Genomic DNA, 16250 nt, shown 5'->3' with positions numbered 1-16250 from the left:
TGTCGGTGGGCGGGGTCAGGCGGCGGGGTTCAGCGCCAGCAGCTGCTTGCGGCTGAGTTCGAGCGAGGCACTCTCGTGCATGCCCTGTTGCAGCAGCGCGACCAGCCTCGGATGCACCCTGACGGCGGCATCGAGCTCGGGGTCGGCGCCCGGCGTGTAGGCGCCGAGCTGGATCAGGTCGCGCGCCTTGTTGAAGCGGGCCAGCCACTGGCGGGCACGGCGGGCGCCATCGAGGTGCTCGCGCGGTGCCACGGCGGTCATCACGCGCGAGATCGACTTCTCGACGTCGATGGCCGGGAAGTGGCCGCTCTCGGCCAGCTCGCGCGAGAGCACGATGTGGCCGTCCAGGATGCCGCGCGCCGCATCGGCGATCGGGTCCTGCGGGTCGTCGCCCTCGGTCAGCACGGTGTAGAAGGCGGTGATCGAGCCAACGCCGTTCAGGCCGTTGCCCGAGCGCTCCACCAGCTGCGGCAGCTTGGCGAAACAGCTCGGCGGATAGCCCTTGGTCGCCGGTGGCTCGCCGATCGCCAGCGCGATCTCGCGCTGCGCCATCGCGTAGCGGGTGAGCGAATCCATCAGCAGCAGCACATGCTGGCCGCGGTCGCGGAAGTGCTCGGCGATCGCGGTCGCGTAGCTCGCGCCCTGCATGCGCACCAGTGGCGGCGCGTCGGCCGGCGCGGCCACCACGACGGCCCGGGCCAGGCCCTCTTCGCCGAGGATGTCCTCGATGAACTCCTTGACCTCGCGGCCGCGCTCGCCGATCAGCCCGACGACGATCACGTCGGCCTGGGTGTAGCGCGCCATCATGCCCAGCAGCACCGACTTGCCGACGCCCGTGCCGGCGAACAGGCCGATGCGCTGGCCGCGGCCCACGGTGAGCAGCGCGTTGATCGCGCGCACGCCGGTGTCCAGCGGCTGGCGGACCGGGTCGCGGTCCATCGCGTTGATCGGACGGCGCACCATCGGCTCGTTGTGCACGCTGCCGATCGGGCCGCGGCGGTCCATCGGCTGGCCGTGCGCGTCGACGACGCGGCCCAGCAGCCCATCGCCCATCGGCAGGTGCAGGCCGCGGTCTTCGCTGCGGCGGAACGGGTGGTTCTCGACGCCGAAGCGCGGCGGAATCTGCGGCACCGGCAGCGGCACGACGCGCGCGCCGCTGGCCAGGCCGTGCAGCTCGCCGGTGGGCATCAGGTACGCCCGGTCGCCGTTGAAGCCGACGACCTCGGCCGTGACCGGCTGCTCGCCGGGCGAGCCGACCGCGCAGACGGCGCCGACCGGCGCGCGCACGCCCGCCGCTTCCAGCACCAGCCCGGTCACGCGCACCAGCGAGCCCTGCATCTCCAGCGGCTGCGGCAGGCTGGCGTAGTTCTTCATGTCGCCGAGGAAACGATCCCAGCGGGCATCACGCGTCGCGGGTGTCAAAGGCCCACCTCGCTGTCTTCCGATTCGGCCAGCAGCGGCTCGCTGCGGCCGAACACCGCGGCGGCCTGCGTCCAGCGCTGCTCGATGCGCGCGTCCACCTGCCCGAGGTCCGATTCGACGATGCAGCCGCCGGGCGACAGCGTGGCGTCGGCCTGCATCACGACACCGCGCGCCTTGAGCAGATCCGCCGCGCCCAGCTCGACCAGCGGCAGATCCTTCGGGTTCAGGCGCAGCCGCAGGTGGCGCGCCGAGAGGATGACGGCGCCGATCGCATCTTCGGCGACCTGCACGATCAGCTCGGGCCGCTGCGCGATCTCGCTGCGCACGACCTGGCGCGCCAGCGTGACGGCCGTCTGCACCAGCGTGTCGGCCAGGCGCGCGTCCAGCCCCTGCGTCTGCTCGTCGAAGGCGGCCACCATCTGCGCCATCTGCGCGCTGAGCTGCTGCGCGAAGGCGCGCTTGGCCGCCTCCAGCGCCTCGAGGCCGTCGCGGTAGCCCTGTTGGTAGCCCTGGCCGCGTGCTTCCTCGATGCGGGCGAGCCATTGCTCGGCGGTCGGCTCGGGCGGCGCGGCCGGTGCCGGCGCCGGCTCGGGCCGCGGCGGGGCCTTGGGCTGCGGCTTGCTCGACACGCCCGCCGGATCGGCCCCACCGCCGAAGGCGCCGGGCGTCCAGGCCGCGAATTCCGACAGCTCCTCGCGCGGGATGAAGCGGGCATAGGCACTGGCCGGCTTGGCCGCGCCGCCGGCCGGCGGCGGCACCTGGCGCGGGCCGGCCGGCTTAGAGGTAGTCATCCGCGCCTCCGGAGGCCAGCACGATCTGGCCCTCGTCCACCAGGCGACGGACGATCTTCAGCATTTCCTTCTGCTCGGCCTCGACCTCGCTGACGCGCACCGGCCCGCGAGATTCGAGGTCTTCGCGCAGCGTCTCGGCAGCGCGCGTGGACATGTTCTTGAACACCTTCTCGCGCAGCTCGGGCGTGGCGCCCTTGAGCGCAATGACCAGCGACTCGCTCTGCACTTCCTTCAGCACCGACTGGAAGCCCTTGTCGTCGAGCTTGTTCATGTCCTCGAAGGTGAACATGTTGTCCATGATGCGCTGGGCCAGGTCGCCATCGGCCTCGCGGATGTAGTCCAGCGCCGAGGTCTCGACCGAGCTGCCCATCATGTTGATGATCTCGGCCGCCGCCTTCACGCCGCCCAGCGAGGCCTTCTTCAGGCGGTCGCCGCCGGCCAGCACCTTGCTCAGCACCTCGTTGAGGTCCTTCAGCGCGGCGGGCTGGATGCCGTCCAGCGTCGCGATGCGCACCAGCACCTCGTTGCGCTGGCGCTCGGGAAAACTCTTCAGCACCCCGGCACCCTGGTCGTAGTCGAGGTGCACCAGGATCGCGGCGACGATCTGCGGGTGCTCGTTGCGCAGCAGCTCGGCCACCGAGCCCGGGTCCATCCACTTCAGGCTCTCGATGCCGGAGATGTCGGAACCCTGCAGGATGCGGTCGATCAGCAGGTTGGCCTTGTCCTCGCCGAGCGCCTTGCGCAGCACCGACTTGACGTACTCGTCGGTGTCGGGCACGAGGATGTGCTGCTTCTCGGCCGTGTCGGCGAAACGGTCGAGCACGGCCTCCACGCGCTCGCGCGGAATGACCTTGAGCTTGGCGATCGTCTCGCCGAGCTTCTGCACTTCCTTCGGGCCGAGGTGCTTGAAGACCTGCGCGGCCTCCTCCTCGCCGAGCGACATCAGCAGGATCGCGGCGTTCTCGACGCCATCATCGGGATTGGTGCTGCTGGCCATGTCCGGGTTCTCGCTGGTCGATCAGGCCACGGCTTCGCCGCTGACCCACTCGCGCATGATGTTGGCCACGGCCGCGGGGTTGTCCTTCGCCAACTGGCGTGCCGTATGCAGCTTGTGGTTCTCGCGCGGCGGCTCCAGCGCCGGCAGCGCGCCCTCGCCCGGCAGGGCGGCGGGGTCGTCGACCACCGCGTCGAGCTGGTGGCCGCGCTTGTCGGCGGCGGCGTCCACCACCACCGGCGGCTTCAGCGCCGGCTTCACGACACCGAAGATCAGGCCCAGTGCGACCAAGGCCAGCGCGCCCGGCACCGCGCCGGCACGCACCAGGTCCAGCAGCCAGGGCTGCTTCCACAGCGGCAGCTCATCCACCTTGTCGGCCGGCTCGGCCTTGAAGGGCGCGTTGATCACGCGCACCGAATCGCCGCGCTCCTTGTTGAAGCCCACGGCCTCCTGCACCAGCGCGGTCAGGTTCCCGAGCTCCTCGTTGCTCAGCGGGCGGGTCGTCGTCTTGCCCTTGGCATCGGTCTGGCTGCGGTGGTTGACCACCACGGCCGCGTTCAGGCGCTTGACCACGCCGACCGCGTTGCGCTTCATCTGCACCGTCTTGTCGACCTCGTAGTTGGTCGTCGCCTCGCGCCGGCCGGCGCCGCCGGTCTGGGTGTTCGAGGCCTGCAGCGGCGATGCAGCACCATTGATCGGCGCGGTGGCCGGCACGGGCGGCTGGTTGCTGGCTGCACCGGGCACGCCCGCGGGCACGGCCGAGCCCGGCGTGCTGGATTCGATGGTGGCCTGGCTGCGGATCGCGGCCGGCTCGCTGCCCTGGTTCGGACGGAACTGTTCGCTGGTCGACTCGACCTGCGTGAAATCGACATCGGCGGTCACGGTGGCGCGCAGGTTGTCGCGCCCGACCACCGGCTCGAGCAGCTCGCTCACGCGGGTCACGTAGCTCTTCTCGACCTGGGCCACGTACTGCAGCTGCTGCTCGTTGAGCGACTTGCCCGAATCCTCCTCGGCCGACAGCAGCGCGCCGCGCTGGTCGAGCACGCTCACTGCCTTGGGCGAGAGCTCGGGCACGCTGGACGACACCAGGTGCACGATGCCGGCGGTCTGGGCACGATCGAGCGTGCGGCCGGGGTGCAGCGTCAGCATCACGCTGGCGCTGGGCTTCTGCTGTTCGCGGAAGAACCCGTTCTGGTTCGGCAGCGCCAGGTGCACGCGCGCATCCTCGACGCCATCGAGCTTGACGATCGTGCGCACCAACTCGCCTTCGAGGGCGCGCTGCATGTTGGCGCGCTCCTGGCGGTCGGTCTGGCCGAAGCGGTTCACATCCAGCAGCTCGTTGCCGACCACGCTGGCCTTGGGCATGCCCTTGGCGGCCAGCTTCATCTTCACGTCGTACAGGCGATCCGCAGGCACTTTGATCGCGCCGCCGCCATCGGCATAGCGGTAGGGCACGCCCATGGTGCCGAGCTCGGCGGTGATCGCGCCGGCTTCCTTGTCCGGCAGGCCGGCGTACAGCACGCGCCAGTCGCCCTGGCTGGCCCACATCGCCATCGCGACGACCACGGCCGCCAGCGCGGCGACGCCGATGCCGAGCTTCAACTTCGTGCCGGCCGGCAGCGCCGTCAGGCGACCGATCAGCCCGGGCGGGGCTTCGGGGACCAAGGCAACGGGCACAGTGGCAGTAGCGTCCATGGGAGGGCTTGGGTTTTTGACTTGTACCCGGCCATTGTTTGGCAAGCCCCCCGGGCGACAAGATGGAAACAGCCTGAAAAACGCCCTTCAGTTCCGACCATCGCGGCCGAGGCCCGCCCGTAGCATTCGATTCCAGGAAGCTGAGCGTCACTGCGCTCGGCGACGAAGGGGCCCGCGCCATGGACATGAAGCTCAAACCGTTCGATTTCTCACAGGCTGTCGCCCGCGCCGGCCTGGCGCGCGACGGCACGCCGCTGGCCAAGACGCGCGCCGGCGAGGGTGTTGACAAGGCGAGCTTCTCCAGCGCGATGACCGACGCACTGAAGGCCGTGAGCGGCCAGCAGCTGGAGGCCCAGAAGCTGCAGCACGAGTTCCAGCTCGGCAACCCCAACGTCAGCCTCGAGGAGACGATGGTCCAGATGCAGAAGGCCCAGATCGGCTTCCAGGCCGCGCTCACCGTGCGCAACCGCTTCGTGCAGGCTTACACCGACGTCATGAACATGCAGGTGTAGGGCCCCCGCGCCCCCGGGAGGGGCGCGGGGATCGTCAATCGAGGCTCATCATGCGGCGACGCTTCTGGGTCTGGTCGATGTAGCGCTGCAGCAGCCGCGTGGCCTCGGGCTCGAGGTTGAGCAGTTCGCAGCCCAGGCGCACGCCGCGGGCCTCGGGCTGGATCGAGGTGACGTGGTGCACGAGCAGCGTGCCGCGCAGCAGCGTGCCGGCGTCGAGCTCGATCGTGCAGTCGTTGATCTCGATGCCCGGCTCGACCATCGGCAGGTCGGCGGGCATGAACAGGGCGCAGCCGCCGACGCTGACGTCGAGCACGCGCAGCTCCAGCGTCATGTCGGGGATGGCCGGGTGGCGGAAGTGGGCCGTCGGCGCGCCGCGCTCGAGCGTGCGCACGCGGTAGGCGCTGCGGCGCTGGAAGCGGAAGAGTTCACGCGGCAGCGCCGCCTGCAGCACGCAGGTCTGGCGGCCGTGCACCAGCATGCGGTCGGCGACCTCGAACTGCAGCTTGATCTGGTCCAGGTAGCCCACAGCCACCGCCTCGTCGGCCTCGACCAGGCGGTGCACCGCCGGCGCCATCATGTCGGCCGTGAACGCGAGCTTGCCCTGGCCGCCGTCGATCGTCCACAGCGTGGTCGCGTAGGCCGAGCCGTCGGAGCCGTTCAGGTTGATCGTCACGCTGCGGTCCATCAACGATCGCAGCAGCGATTTCACCTCGGCCGGCTCGCGCACGCGAAAGGCGTCGAAGGCGCTCGGGTCGCCGTGGGCGTCGAGGCTCGCGGGTTGGGTGTCGGAGAACATGGCGGCGCGACGCGATGGCTCAGTGCAGCGTCTTGGACTTGCCGGCCAGGATCTTGTCCAGGTCGTCGAGCCAGGGCTCGGCGAGGTGGCGGATCTCGGCGTCGTTGAGCAGGATGCGCTGCATGATGCGCGACTTCAGCTTGCTCTCCTCGGCCTGCAGGCTCTGCTCCTTGGCCGCGTGCTTGAGCTGCGAGATCAGCACCGCGCAGGCGCCTTCGAGCTTGACGACCTCGTCCCAGTTACCGGTACGGGCGGCATCCAGCATGTCGGCGCTGGCGCGTTCGATGGCCTCGTAGTAGTTCAGCAGCGTGTGGCTCATGGTGGCGACTCTCGACGATGACAGCGTTTTGAGGAAGGTCTTAGTTGGCATGCGCGGGCGCCCGGCTGCCGATCTCGCGCCAGGCGGCGCGCAGCGGCTCGACCAGGCTGACGCACTCGTCGAGGATGGATTCGTCGTTGCGCAGGTTGGCCTGCGTCAGCCGAAGGGCGAGGTACTCGTACAGCGAGCGCAGGTCTTCGGCGAGCTGGCCGCCTTCGGCGAAGTTCAGGCTGGCCTTCAGGCCTTCGTCGACGATGCGCGCGGCGCGGCTGATGGCCTTGCCCTTGGCCTCCACCTGGCCCTGGCGCAGGGCGCCGCGGGCGGCTGCCAGGGCGTCCATGTAGCCGTCGAACAGCAAGGCGATCAGCCGGTGCGGCGAGGCCGCTTCGACGCTGGTCTCGACGCCGACGCGGGCGTAGGCGCTGGCCATGCCGCCGGCGCGGCCGAAGGGGCTGGAGTGGGCAGAGGTGAACATCAGCGAGGCGTAGTGGAAACGTTGACGACTGTTCAACATATCGGCCCATGCCGGCGCGATCTTGAGAACGGAAAAGGCGCCCGAAGGCGCCTTTCGTCGTGCTCAGGTCGGCCGCGCGGGTTCAGCCGTTGCTCAACGAGGCCAGTTGCTGGGTCACGTAGCTCGACAGGGCGTTGAGCTTGGCCATCGAGGTGTCGAGCGCTTCGTACTGGGCACGGATGCGCGCCTCGGTGCGCGTCAGCCGATCCTCCATCTGGGCCTGGCGGTCGTCGTTGCGCTCGACGCGGCCATTCAGGCTCTGCTGCAGCGTCTCCAGGCTGCCGTCGCTGCCGAGCACGGTGTTGCCGAGGTCCTTGAAGCGGTCCATGAAGCCGGAGCTGCCCGAGTCGGCGCCGTCCGTGGCGAGCAGCTTGCGCAGCTCGTCCGGGTTTTCCAGGGCGGCGTCGAGCTTGGAGCTCGTCACGCCGAGGGTACCGTCGGCCTTCATCTGGATGCCGACCTCGCTGAGCATGCTCCAGCTGCTGGACGCGCTGCTGGCCTGGTTGATCACGCCGCGCAGCTGCCACTGCAGGCCGATCACCGTGCGGTCGCCCTGCAGCGGGCCGCCGGTCTTGCTCTCCTCGTTGTACTTCGTCTGGTCCTTGATGTAGTTGGCCAGCTCGTTGAAGGCGCTGACGAAATCGTTGATCGCCGTGGTCACCGCATCGTTGTCGTCCTCGACGGTGACTTCGACCGCTGTCGCGCTGACCTTGCCCACCGTCAGGCTGATGCCGCCGGCGACCTCGGCAAAGGTGTTGCTGGTCGATTCGACCGAGATGCCGTTGATCGTGGCCAGGGCGTTCGCGGCCGACTGGTTCAGCGTCATCGGCGAGGCCACCGCGGCGTCGTAGCCGAGCGCCGACAAGCCCGTGTTGGCGACGCCGTCGTCGGTGGTCTCGGTCGCGGTGACGCGGAAACCGTTCTCCTCGCCCGTCGCGTCGGAGCGCAGCGACAGCCGTGCGCCATTGGCATCGCTGACGATGGTGGCGGTGACGCCGGCCCCGGCGGCATTGATCTTGTCGCGGATCGAGGCCAGGTCGGTCTCGCCGGCGCCGATGGTGATGTTGACCGGCGAGCTGCCGCTCTTGGCCGTGAAGGTGGTGCCCGACCAGGCGCCGAGCTCGAGGGTCAAGGTGCCCTCGTTCAGCGTGCTGGACGACGAGGCGAAGATCGTCGAGGTCGCGGTCTGCGAGGCGGCCAGGGCCTGCACCGTGACCGAGTAGCGGCCGGCGGCGGCGCCGTTGGACGAGCTGCCCGTGACGACGGTCGCGTCGGCCGAGGTCAGCTTGGTCTGGCCCCACAGCGTGGCCGAGCTGATGGCCGAGGCCTTGTCGCGCATGGTGGCGACCAGGCTCTGCATCTTGCCGATCGACGACAGCTGGGTCTTGATGTCGGTGGTCGCCTGCGTCAGCAGCGTGATCGGCTTGCGCTCGACCGCCATCAGCGCCGAGATGATGCCTTCGGAGTCGAGGCCGCTGCCGACGCCGAGCGAACTGATGGTGGCCATGGGAACAGTCCTTCCTGTTGCTGTCGGGGTTATCGGCGCGACGTTTCTCGACTTGAGAATGAAATCGCGCCGCCTTGACCCGGGGCGCTATCGGTGCATCCCTCGGGCGCCGGCGGCGCGACCCAAAAAACGTGGAGAAGTGGCGCGATCAGCCTTGCAGCAGCCGCATCACCTGTTGCGGCAGCTGGTTGGCCTGGGCCACCATCGCCGTGCCGGCTTGCTGCAGGATCTGGGCGCGGCTCATCGCGGCGGTCTCGGCGGCGAAGTCGGCATCCATGATGCGGCTGCGGGCGGCAGCCTGGTTCTCGACCGCCTGCTGCAGGTTGGAGATGATCGCGTCGAAGCGGCTCTGGGTCGCACCGTAGGTCGCGCGGGTGTTGTTGACCAGGTCCAGCGCAAGGTCGATGTTGTCGATCACCGTCGCGATCGCGCCGACCGTGGCCGTGGCATCGATCACCGTCGTGCTCACCGTCACCGCCGTGATGTCGGTGGCCGTGACCATGTTCGACGTCGAGATGCTGATCATGTCATCGGTCGTCGTGTTGGCGCCGATCTGGAAGTCCATCGTCGTCGCGTCCGCGCCGAGAATGGCCTTGCCGTTGAAGGTCGTTCCGCCCAGCACGCGGCTGATTTCGCTTTGCAGCTCGGCGAATTCCTTGTTCAGCGAATCCTTGTCGGAGCTGGAGTTCGTCCAGTTGCGCGCCTGGATCGCCAGCTCACGCATGCGCTGCAGCGAATCGCCCACCTTGCTCAGCGCGCCCTCGGCCGTCTGCGCCAGCGAGATGCCGTCGTTGGCATTGCGCACCGCGACGTTCATGCCGCGAACCTGGGCGTTCATGCGCTCGGCGATCGCCAGGCCGGCGGCATCGTCCTTGGCGGAGTTCACCCGCATGCCGGACGACAGGCGCTGCATCGCCGTGGCCAGCGAGGTCTGCGAGGCGTTCAGGTTGCGCTGCGCATTCAGCGAAGCGATGTTGGTATTGATGGTCTGTGGCATGGGGTACCTCTTCAGTAACCTGTCGGGTTACGCCCCCATGGCTGTGGAAGCGTTGGACGAATTCTGAAGAGGCGCGGTCGCCGGCAAACGCCGGAAATGCGGCACCTGAGCCCGCCAATTCCCGCCCCGGAATCAAAAAGCCCCCGGCGGCTGCGGGCCACCGGGGGCTTTCGGGTGAGGCTTGTGCCGGGCTCAGCGCAGCAGGCTCAGCACACCCTGCGGCAGCTGGTTGGCCTGCGCCACCATCGCGGTGCCGGCCTGTTGCAGGATCTGCGCGCGGCTCATGTTGGCGGTTTCCGCCGCGAAGTCGGCGTCCATGATCCGGCTGCGGGCGGCGCTCTGCGCTTCCACGGCCTGCTGCAGGTTGGAGATGATCGCGTCGAAGCGGCCCTGCGTGGCACCGAAGGTGGCGCGCTGGTCGTTGATCGTGTCGATCGCGGTGTCGATGTTGTCGATCACGGTCGCGATGGCGCCGGTGGTCGCCGTGGCGTCGATCACCGCGGTCGAGACGGTCACCGCGGTGATGTCCGAGTTCGCCGTCATGTTCTCGGTCGTCATCGTGATCGTGTCGTCGGTCGTCGTGTTGGCGCCGATCTGGAAGGTCATCGCGGTCGCGTCGGCGCCGAGGATCTTCTTGCCGTTGAAGCTGGTGCCGCCCAGCACGCGGCCGATTTCGCTCTGCAGCTCGGCGAACTCCTTGTTCAGCGAATCCTTGTCGGAGCTGGAGTTCGTCGCGTTGCGGGCCTGCACGGCCAGCTCACGCATGCGCTGCAGCGCGTCGCCGACCTTGCTCAGCGCGCCTTCGGCCGTCTGCGACAGCGAGATGCCGTCGTTGGCGTTGCGCACCGCGACGTTCATGCCACGCACCTGGGCGTTCATGCGCTCGGCGATCGCCAGGCCGGCCGCGTCGTCCTTGGCCGAGTTGATGCGCAGGCCCGAGGACAGGCGCTGCATGGACACCGCCAGCGACGATTGCGAGGCGGTCAGGTTGCGCTGCGCGTTGAGCGAAGCAACGTTGGTGTTGATGGTCTGAGGCATGTCGAAACTCCTACAAGGTTGCCTGATTGCTCCGGTTAAGCACCGGCGTCACTGCACGCAAATGCCGGGGCTCCTCCGGTCGGGCGACCCATTTCGGGTATCGCCTGGCCCTTGGTCATCTCACCGGACCGCAGGTCCCGCGGTGTGCGAGCCCTGTTGGCTGGTGTATCGGATGCGTGTCGGGAAACCTTGAGAACTTTCTTCGCCTCACGCCTGCCGGCACCGCGAGGGTGCCGGCAGGTCTTGGGACGAAACGTCTTGTCAGGCGGCTACGTCTTCGGCGGCCGCCCCGCCGTCATCGAAGAAGAGACAGGACGTTCTGCGGCAGCTGGTTGGCCTGGGCGACCATCGCCGTGCCGGCCTGCTGCAGGATCTGCGCACGGCTCATGTTGGCGGTCTCCGAGGCGAAGTCGGCGTCCATGATCCGGCTGCGGGCGGCCGTCTGGGCTTCGACCGACGACTGCAGGTTCGAGATGATGGCGTCGAAGCGGCTCTGGTTCGCACCGAAGGTCGCGCGCTGGTCGTTGATCGTGTCGATCGCGGTGTCGATGTCGTCGATCACGGTCGCGATGGCGCCCGAGGTGGCCGACGAGTCGATGACCGTCGTGCTGCCGGTGACCGCGGTGATGTCGGTGTTCGACGTCATGTTCGAGGTCGTGATCGAGACCGTGTCGTCGGTCGTCGTGTTGGCACCGATCTGGAAGGTCATCGCCGTGGCGTCCGAACCCAGGATCTTCTTGCCGTTGAAGCTGGTGCCGCCCAGCACGCGGGTGATTTCGCTCTGCAGCTCGGCGAATTCCTTGTTCAGCGAATCCTTGTCGGAGCTGGAGTTCGTCGCGTTGCGGGCCTGCACGGCCAGTTCACGCATGCGCTGCAGCGAATCGCCGACCTTGCTCAGCGCGCCTTCAGCCGTCTGCGCCAGCGAGATGCCGTCGTTGGCGTTGCGCACCGCGACGTTCATGCCACGCACCTGGGCGTTCATGCGCTCGGCGATCGCCAGGCCGGCCGCGTCGTCCTTGGCCGAATTGATGCGCAAGCCCGAGGACAGGCGCTGCATCGACTGGGCCAGCGAGGCCTGCGACGACGAGAGGTTGCGTTGCGCCGTCAACGACGCAACGTTGGTGTTGATGATGGCTGCCATTTTTGGAAACTCCTTACGGGGTGTGAAACATGACCCATCCGGGTCCCGGGTTGCGCCCCCGCTGGAAACGTTGGGGCCGTGCCATGCTTTTCGGACGGGGTATCGCTGGACTTGAGGTTTTTTTTCGCCGCTGTTCGCCGGATCGACGTTGGCGCACGGGGTGGGTCGCGTGGCGGCGGCGTCGTCCCGACGCGGCAGCGCAGCCCGAGGCCGGGCGGAATGGCCAGGGGACGACCTTCTTATCGGCGCATCGGGCCCGGAACCCAACCCTAAAGTGGATGCGAATGTCCACAAGCCCGTCTTCCCCTCCTGCCGTGTACCGCGTGGCGCTGGTGATGATTGCCCGCGACGAGGCGGCGCGCATCGAGCGCGCGCTGGCGAGCTTCGCCCCCTTCGTCGATGAATGCGTGGTGCTGGACACCGGCTCGCGCGACGACACCGCCTCGCGCGCGCAGCGCGCGGGCGCGCGCGTGGAACACTTTCAATGGGTCGACGATTTCGCCGCGGCACGCAATGGCGCGCTGGACGCCGCGCGCGCCGACTGGCACGTGGTCGTCGATGCCGACGAGTGGCTGGCCGATGGCGGCGCGGCGATCGCGGCCTTGCGGCAGCAGGCACCCACTTTCGTCGGCAGCGTGCGGGTCGACAGCGACGACGACGCCACCGCCCTGGCCACCCGCACCAGCAGCTGGATCAGCCGCGTGCTGCCGGGTGCGCTGCGTTATGCCGGCCGGGTGCACGAGCAGCCGGTGCATGCGCTGGCGGTGCAGCGCCTGCCCATCCGCTTCGGCCACGACGGCTACCTCGGCGCCCAGCGCACGGCGAAAGCCGGCCGCAACCGCGCGCTGCTCGAGGCTGCCGTACAGGCCGCCCCCGCCGATGCCTACCTGCACTACCAGCTCGGCAAGGACCACGACGTCTACGAGCGCTACGCCGAAGCGCTCGATGCCTTCGCCCGCGCCGAGGCGCTGCTGGGCAGCCGCCTGCCCACCTGGTGCCACGATCTCGCGGTGCGCCGCCTGCACGCGCTCAAGCGCTGCGGCCGCCACGCCGAGGGCCTGCAGTGCGCCGAGCACGAGCTGGGCCGCTGGGGCGAATCGCCCGACTTCTTCTTTGCGCTGGGCGACCTGCTGCTCGATTGGGCGGCCGACGAGCCCGCCCGCGCCGGCGAGCTGCTGCCGCTGATCGAGAGTGCCTGGCAGCGCTGCCTGGCCCTGGGCGAGCGGCCCGATCTCGAAGGCGCCGTGGCCGGCCGCGGCAGCCACCTGGCCGCCGCCAACCTGGTGCTGCTGTACGAGCAACTGGGCCAGCCCGAGCTGGCCGCGCCCTACCGCCCGCTGCTGGCGCCGGCCTGAATTGCAGGGCCGGCGCCGGCCTTATCCACGCCTTGGCCGGGCACCCGCCCTCCTACAGTGGACGGACCATGAAGAATGACCGTCATCGCGCCGAACAACACCGCCAGGCCGGGCTGAAGGCCCTGCAGGCGAACCAGTGGGCCGCCGCGGTGGCCGAGTTCGAGCGTGCGGCCCGGCTCGCGCCGCAGGATGCGCTGATGCGCCTGAACCTGGCCCGGGCCCACGCCCGCGCGGGCCAGAGCGGCCCCGCCATCGAGGCCGCGCGCGATGCGCTGCGGCTCGACCCCGCCAGCCCGCTGGCCTGCCGGGTGCTCGCCGAGTACCTGGGCCAGGAAAACCGCTTCGACGAGGCGGCGGCGGTCTTCGATGCCTACCCGCCCGACGCGCCGCGCGACTTCGACTTCCACAACGCGCACGGCAACGCCCTGTTCCAGGCCAAGCGCCTGCAAGACGCCGTCGGCGTGTTCTTCCAGGCCCTGGCGCTGAAGATCGACGCCGCGCTGGTCCACTACCGGCTCGGCCTGACCTTCAAGGACCTGGCGATGACGCGCGAGGCCACCGAGTGCTTCCGCACCGCGATCTCGCTCGATGACGGCACCGTGCGCGCGCTCGCGCTGTCGCTGCTGGTCTTCGAGGGCCGCCAGACCTGCGACTGGCGCCAGGTCGACGACGACACCGCGCAGCTGCTCGCCACGCTCGACGCCACCAGCGATTCGAGCGGCCAGTTGCTCTCACCCTTCGCGCTGCTGGCGGTCGACGCCACGCCGGCGCAGCAGCGCCGCATCGGCGCGCTGCGGGTCAAGGGCCTGGCCGCCGCGATCAAGCCGCTGCCCGCGCCCGGCCCGCGCAAGCCCGGGCCGATCCGCATCGGCTACCTGTCCTGCGATTTCCACCAGCACGCGACCTCGGTGCTGATGACCGAGCTGCTCGAGCGCCGCGACAGCGCGCGCTTCGAGGTCTATCTGTATTCGCACAGCATCGACGACGGCAGCGCGATCGGCCAGCGGGTGCGCGCCGCCTGCGAGCACTTCATCGACGTGACGCACGCCTCCAACGCCGAGATCGCGCGCCGCATGCGCACCGACGACATCGACATCGCGATCGACCTGAAGGGCCACACCCGCGGCAGCCGCTTCGAGCTGCTGGCATACCGGCCGGCGCGCGTGCAGGCCGCCTACCTCGGCTACCCGGCGACCACCGGGGCCGATTTCGTCGACTACATGATCGGCGACCCGGTCGTCACACCGCTGGCCCACGCCGCCAACTACAGCGAACGCATCGCCCAGCTGCCGCACAGCTACCAGCCCAACGACCGGCAGCGTGCCTTGCCGCCCGCCCCCACCCGCGCCTCGCTCGGCCTGCCGGACGACGCGGCGGTGCTGTGCTGCTTCAACCAGGTCTACAAGATCTCGCCGCACATGCTGGACCTGTGGGCCGCGATCCTGGCCCAGGCGCCGCGCGCCGTGCTGTGGATGCTGGCCTGGAACCCGCATGCGCAGGCCAACCTGACGCGCGAGCTGCAGGCCCGCGGCATCGGCCCCGAGCGCGTCTTCTGGGCACCGAAGCAGAACCTGGCCCAGCACATCGCCCGGCTGCGCGCCGCCGACCTCTTCCTCGACACCTGGCCCTGCAACGCCCACACCACCGCCAGCGAAGCGCTGTGGGCCGGCGTGCCGGTGCTCACCGTGCCGGGCCCGACCTTCGCCTCACGCGTGGCCGCGAGCCTGGTGGCCGCCTGCGGCCTGCCCGACCTCGCCGCGCCGGACGAGGCCAGCTACATCGCGCTGGCCGCCGCGCTGGCCAACGAGCCGGCCACGCTGGCCGGCCTGAAGCAACACCTGGAAAGCCAGCGCCTGGCGCTGCCGCTGTTCGACACCGACCGCTACGTGCGCGACTACGAGGCGCTGCTGGTGCGGATGTTCGAGCGTGCCGAGGCGGGGCTGGCGCCGGAGCATCTGCTCGTTTGAGGTGGCGTTCGAGGCGGGCGGGCGGGTCGGTCTTGGCTCCCTGCGCTGCAGCCTTCGACACACCGAAGAGCAAGTCGCTACGCAGGCCTGGCGCTGCCAAGATCCTGCAAAAGGCAGTACATTGGCGCGACACTGTTGACGGAGTGTGGCCATGTCACGCCTGAAGGACGAAACCCTTTCCATTCGCACTTCTGTCGAAATCAAGCAGCTGTTGCGCTTGGCAGCTGAGCGTGAACGGCGCTCGGTGGCATCCATGATCGAGATCCTGGTGCTGCAGTACGCGCGTCAGCATGGCTTGCAAGTGGACGTGCCCCAGCCCATGCCGAACAGAAGAAGCGCGTCTTGATGCGCCTCTCATCGGAGGGTTTGTCTCAGCTCGCATGCAGCACCGTTGAGAGATAGCCCATCTTGCGGAGCGGACGCCACGCTCAACGCCACCTTACCCTTCCCCTCTGAGTCCGCCGAATGAACCCCATCGAACAACAGTTCTTCAACGACCTGGAAAAGAAGCTCTGGACCGCCGCCGACAAGCTGCGCTCATCCCTCGACGCCTCCGTCTACAAGCACGTGGTGCTGGGCCTGATCTTCCTGAAGTACGTGTCCGACGCCTTTGAAGAGCGACAGCGCGAGCTGCGCCAGCAGTTCCAGAACACCGAGCACGATTACTACATGGCGCCCGAGGACTACGCCGACGACTACCAAGGCCACATCGCCGCCGAGTTGGAGGTGAGGGACTACTACACCGAGAAGAACGTCTTTTGGGTGCCCTATGAGGCACGCTGGCAAACGCTGCGCGACCTGGCCCAACTGCCGCCGGGCAGCGAGCTGCCGTGGCAAGTGCCCAAGCGCGACAGCGACGGCCGCTACGTGCGCGACGAGGCGGGTGAGCTGGAAATGGTGCCCGACAAGATGCGCACCGTGGGCTGGTTGATCGACAACGCCATGGAAGCCGTGGAGCGCGAGAACATCAAGCTCAAGAACGTGCTCAACAAGGACTTCGCGCGCACCCAGATCGACAGCCACAAGCTGGCCGACCTCATCGCCCATTTCTCAGACACCAACTTCAGCCAGCCCAGCTACAACGGGCAGGCATTGGGCCTGAGGAGCAAGGACATCCTCGGCCACGTCTACGAATACTTCCTCGGCCAGTTCGCCCTGGCCGAAGGCAAGAAGGGCGGCCAGTACTACACGCCCAAGAGCAT

The 16250-nt window shown here is 68.8% G+C and carries 16 protein-coding genes; 5 read left to right on the top strand and 11 right to left on the bottom strand.

Annotated elements, in window-relative coordinates; genetic code table 11:
* Positions 1–15: 15 nt before the first annotated feature.
* Genes fliI through fliF form a run of 4 tightly spaced genes read right to left on the bottom strand, consistent with a single transcriptional unit; the run spans position 16 to position 4902 of the window.
* Complete coding sequence (fliI, locus tag VJ693_RS02255) at positions 16–1374, bottom strand: flagellar protein export ATPase FliI (RefSeq protein ID WP_324151912.1); 1359 nt, start codon at positions 1372–1374, stop codon at positions 16–18.
* Positions 1375–1418: 44 nt separating this feature from the next.
* Entirely contained in the window at positions 1419–2213 is a 795-nt protein-coding gene (locus VJ693_RS02250) for a FliH/SctL family protein (RefSeq protein ID WP_324151838.1), read from the bottom strand.
* Complete coding sequence (gene fliG, locus VJ693_RS02245) at positions 2200–3210, bottom strand: flagellar motor switch protein FliG (protein ID WP_324151837.1); 1011 nt, start codon at positions 3208–3210, stop codon at positions 2200–2202. The genes VJ693_RS02250 and fliG overlap by 14 nt, the downstream gene beginning before the upstream one ends.
* 21 nt (positions 3211–3231) lie before the next feature.
* Positions 3232–4902 carry a flagellar basal-body MS-ring/collar protein FliF gene (gene fliF, locus VJ693_RS02240; protein WP_324151836.1) on the bottom strand — a complete coding sequence of 557 codons (1671 nt, stop codon included), beginning with the start codon at positions 4900–4902 and terminating at the stop codon, positions 3232–3234.
* Positions 4903–5087: 185 nt separating this feature from the next.
* On the opposite strand from fliF, the gene fliE reads away from it, so the two are divergent.
* Positions 5088–5414: a flagellar hook-basal body complex protein FliE gene (fliE, locus tag VJ693_RS02235; RefSeq protein ID WP_414652216.1), complete on the top strand. Its 327-nt coding sequence runs from the start codon at positions 5088–5090 to the stop codon at positions 5412–5414.
* A gap of 34 nt (positions 5415–5448) precedes the next feature.
* Here fliE and VJ693_RS02230 read toward each other — a convergent pair whose 3' ends face one another.
* From VJ693_RS02230 to VJ693_RS02200, 7 genes are all read right to left on the bottom strand, one after another.
* The gene (locus VJ693_RS02230) at positions 5449–6210 is read right to left on the bottom strand and encodes a flagellar brake protein (protein WP_324151834.1); all 762 of its coding nucleotides are present in this window, start codon (positions 6208–6210) and stop codon (positions 5449–5451) included.
* A gap of 19 nt (positions 6211–6229) precedes the next feature.
* Positions 6230–6529, bottom strand: a complete 300-nt coding sequence (locus tag VJ693_RS02225) for a flagellar protein FliT (RefSeq protein ID WP_324151833.1) — start codon at positions 6527–6529, stop codon at positions 6230–6232.
* Positions 6530–6569: 40 nt separating this feature from the next.
* Positions 6570–7004 carry a flagellar export chaperone FliS gene (gene fliS, locus VJ693_RS02220; protein WP_324151832.1) on the bottom strand — a complete coding sequence of 145 codons (435 nt, stop codon included), beginning with the start codon at positions 7002–7004 and terminating at the stop codon, positions 6570–6572.
* Between the two features lie 121 nt (positions 7005–7125).
* The gene (gene fliD, locus VJ693_RS02215; RefSeq protein WP_324151831.1) at positions 7126–8550 is read right to left on the bottom strand and encodes a flagellar filament capping protein FliD; all 1425 of its coding nucleotides are present in this window, start codon (positions 8548–8550) and stop codon (positions 7126–7128) included.
* Positions 8551–8698: 148 nt separating this feature from the next.
* Complete coding sequence (locus VJ693_RS02210; protein ID WP_324151830.1) at positions 8699–9547, bottom strand: flagellin domain-containing protein; 849 nt, start codon at positions 9545–9547, stop codon at positions 8699–8701.
* Positions 9548–9739: 192 nt separating this feature from the next.
* Positions 9740–10585, bottom strand: a complete 846-nt coding sequence (locus VJ693_RS02205; RefSeq protein WP_324151829.1) for a flagellin — start codon at positions 10583–10585, stop codon at positions 9740–9742.
* A gap of 295 nt (positions 10586–10880) precedes the next feature.
* Positions 10881–11726 carry a flagellin domain-containing protein gene (locus tag VJ693_RS02200; RefSeq protein ID WP_324151828.1) on the bottom strand — a complete coding sequence of 282 codons (846 nt, stop codon included), beginning with the start codon at positions 11724–11726 and terminating at the stop codon, positions 10881–10883.
* 284 nt (positions 11727–12010) lie between these two features.
* Here VJ693_RS02200 and VJ693_RS02195 point away from each other — a divergent pair, with 284 nt between their 5' ends.
* The 4 genes from VJ693_RS02195 to VJ693_RS02180 all read left to right on the top strand — a co-directional run.
* Complete coding sequence (locus VJ693_RS02195; protein ID WP_324151827.1) at positions 12011–13081, top strand: glycosyltransferase family 2 protein; 1071 nt, start codon at positions 12011–12013, stop codon at positions 13079–13081.
* Between the two features lie 68 nt (positions 13082–13149).
* Complete coding sequence (locus VJ693_RS02190; protein ID WP_324151826.1) at positions 13150–15048, top strand: tetratricopeptide repeat protein; 1899 nt, start codon at positions 13150–13152, stop codon at positions 15046–15048.
* Positions 15049–15199: 151 nt separating this feature from the next.
* Positions 15200–15394: a hypothetical protein gene (locus VJ693_RS02185; protein WP_324151825.1), complete on the top strand. Its 195-nt coding sequence runs from the start codon at positions 15200–15202 to the stop codon at positions 15392–15394.
* A gap of 119 nt (positions 15395–15513) precedes the next feature.
* Positions 15514–16250 (top strand): type I restriction-modification system subunit M N-terminal domain-containing protein (locus tag VJ693_RS02180; protein ID WP_324151824.1); only part of this gene is annotated, 737 nt, incomplete at its 3' end.

Source organism: Ideonella sp. (assembly GCF_035254525.1).
GTDB lineage: Bacteria > Pseudomonadota > Gammaproteobacteria > Burkholderiales > Burkholderiaceae_C > Ideonella.
This window is presented reverse-complemented; position numbering and strand designations above follow the sequence as displayed.

Coding starts and splice junctions, on each gene's coding strand:
- fliI (WP_324151912.1), bottom strand. CDS start 1,374: ATGAAGAACTACGCCAGCCTGCCGCAGCCGCTGGAGATGCAGGGCTCG.
- VJ693_RS02250 (WP_324151838.1), bottom strand. CDS start 2,213: ATGACTACCTCTAAGCCGGCCGGCCCGCGCCAGGTGCCGCCGCCGGCC.
- fliG (WP_324151837.1), bottom strand. CDS start 3,210: ATGGCCAGCAGCACCAATCCCGATGATGGCGTCGAGAACGCCGCGATC.
- fliF (WP_324151836.1), bottom strand. CDS start 4,902: ATGGACGCTACTGCCACTGTGCCCGTTGCCTTGGTCCCCGAAGCCCCG.
- fliE (WP_414652216.1), top strand. CDS start 5,088: ATGAAGCTCAAACCGTTCGATTTCTCACAGGCTGTCGCCCGCGCCGGC.
- VJ693_RS02230 (WP_324151834.1), bottom strand. CDS start 6,210: ATGTTCTCCGACACCCAACCCGCGAGCCTCGACGCCCACGGCGACCCG.
- VJ693_RS02225 (WP_324151833.1), bottom strand. CDS start 6,529: ATGAGCCACACGCTGCTGAACTACTACGAGGCCATCGAACGCGCCAGC.
- fliS (WP_324151832.1), bottom strand. CDS start 7,004: ATGTTCACCTCTGCCCACTCCAGCCCCTTCGGCCGCGCCGGCGGCATG.
- fliD (WP_324151831.1), bottom strand. CDS start 8,550: ATGGCCACCATCAGTTCGCTCGGCGTCGGCAGCGGCCTCGACTCCGAA.
- VJ693_RS02210 (WP_324151830.1), bottom strand. CDS start 9,547: ATGCCACAGACCATCAATACCAACATCGCTTCGCTGAATGCGCAGCGC.
- VJ693_RS02205 (WP_324151829.1), bottom strand. CDS start 10,585: ATGCCTCAGACCATCAACACCAACGTTGCTTCGCTCAACGCGCAGCGC.
- VJ693_RS02200 (WP_324151828.1), bottom strand. CDS start 11,726: ATGGCAGCCATCATCAACACCAACGTTGCGTCGTTGACGGCGCAACGC.
- VJ693_RS02195 (WP_324151827.1), top strand. CDS start 12,011: ATGTCCACAAGCCCGTCTTCCCCTCCTGCCGTGTACCGCGTGGCGCTG.
- VJ693_RS02190 (WP_324151826.1), top strand. CDS start 13,150: ATGAAGAATGACCGTCATCGCGCCGAACAACACCGCCAGGCCGGGCTG.
- VJ693_RS02185 (WP_324151825.1), top strand. CDS start 15,200: ATGTCACGCCTGAAGGACGAAACCCTTTCCATTCGCACTTCTGTCGAA.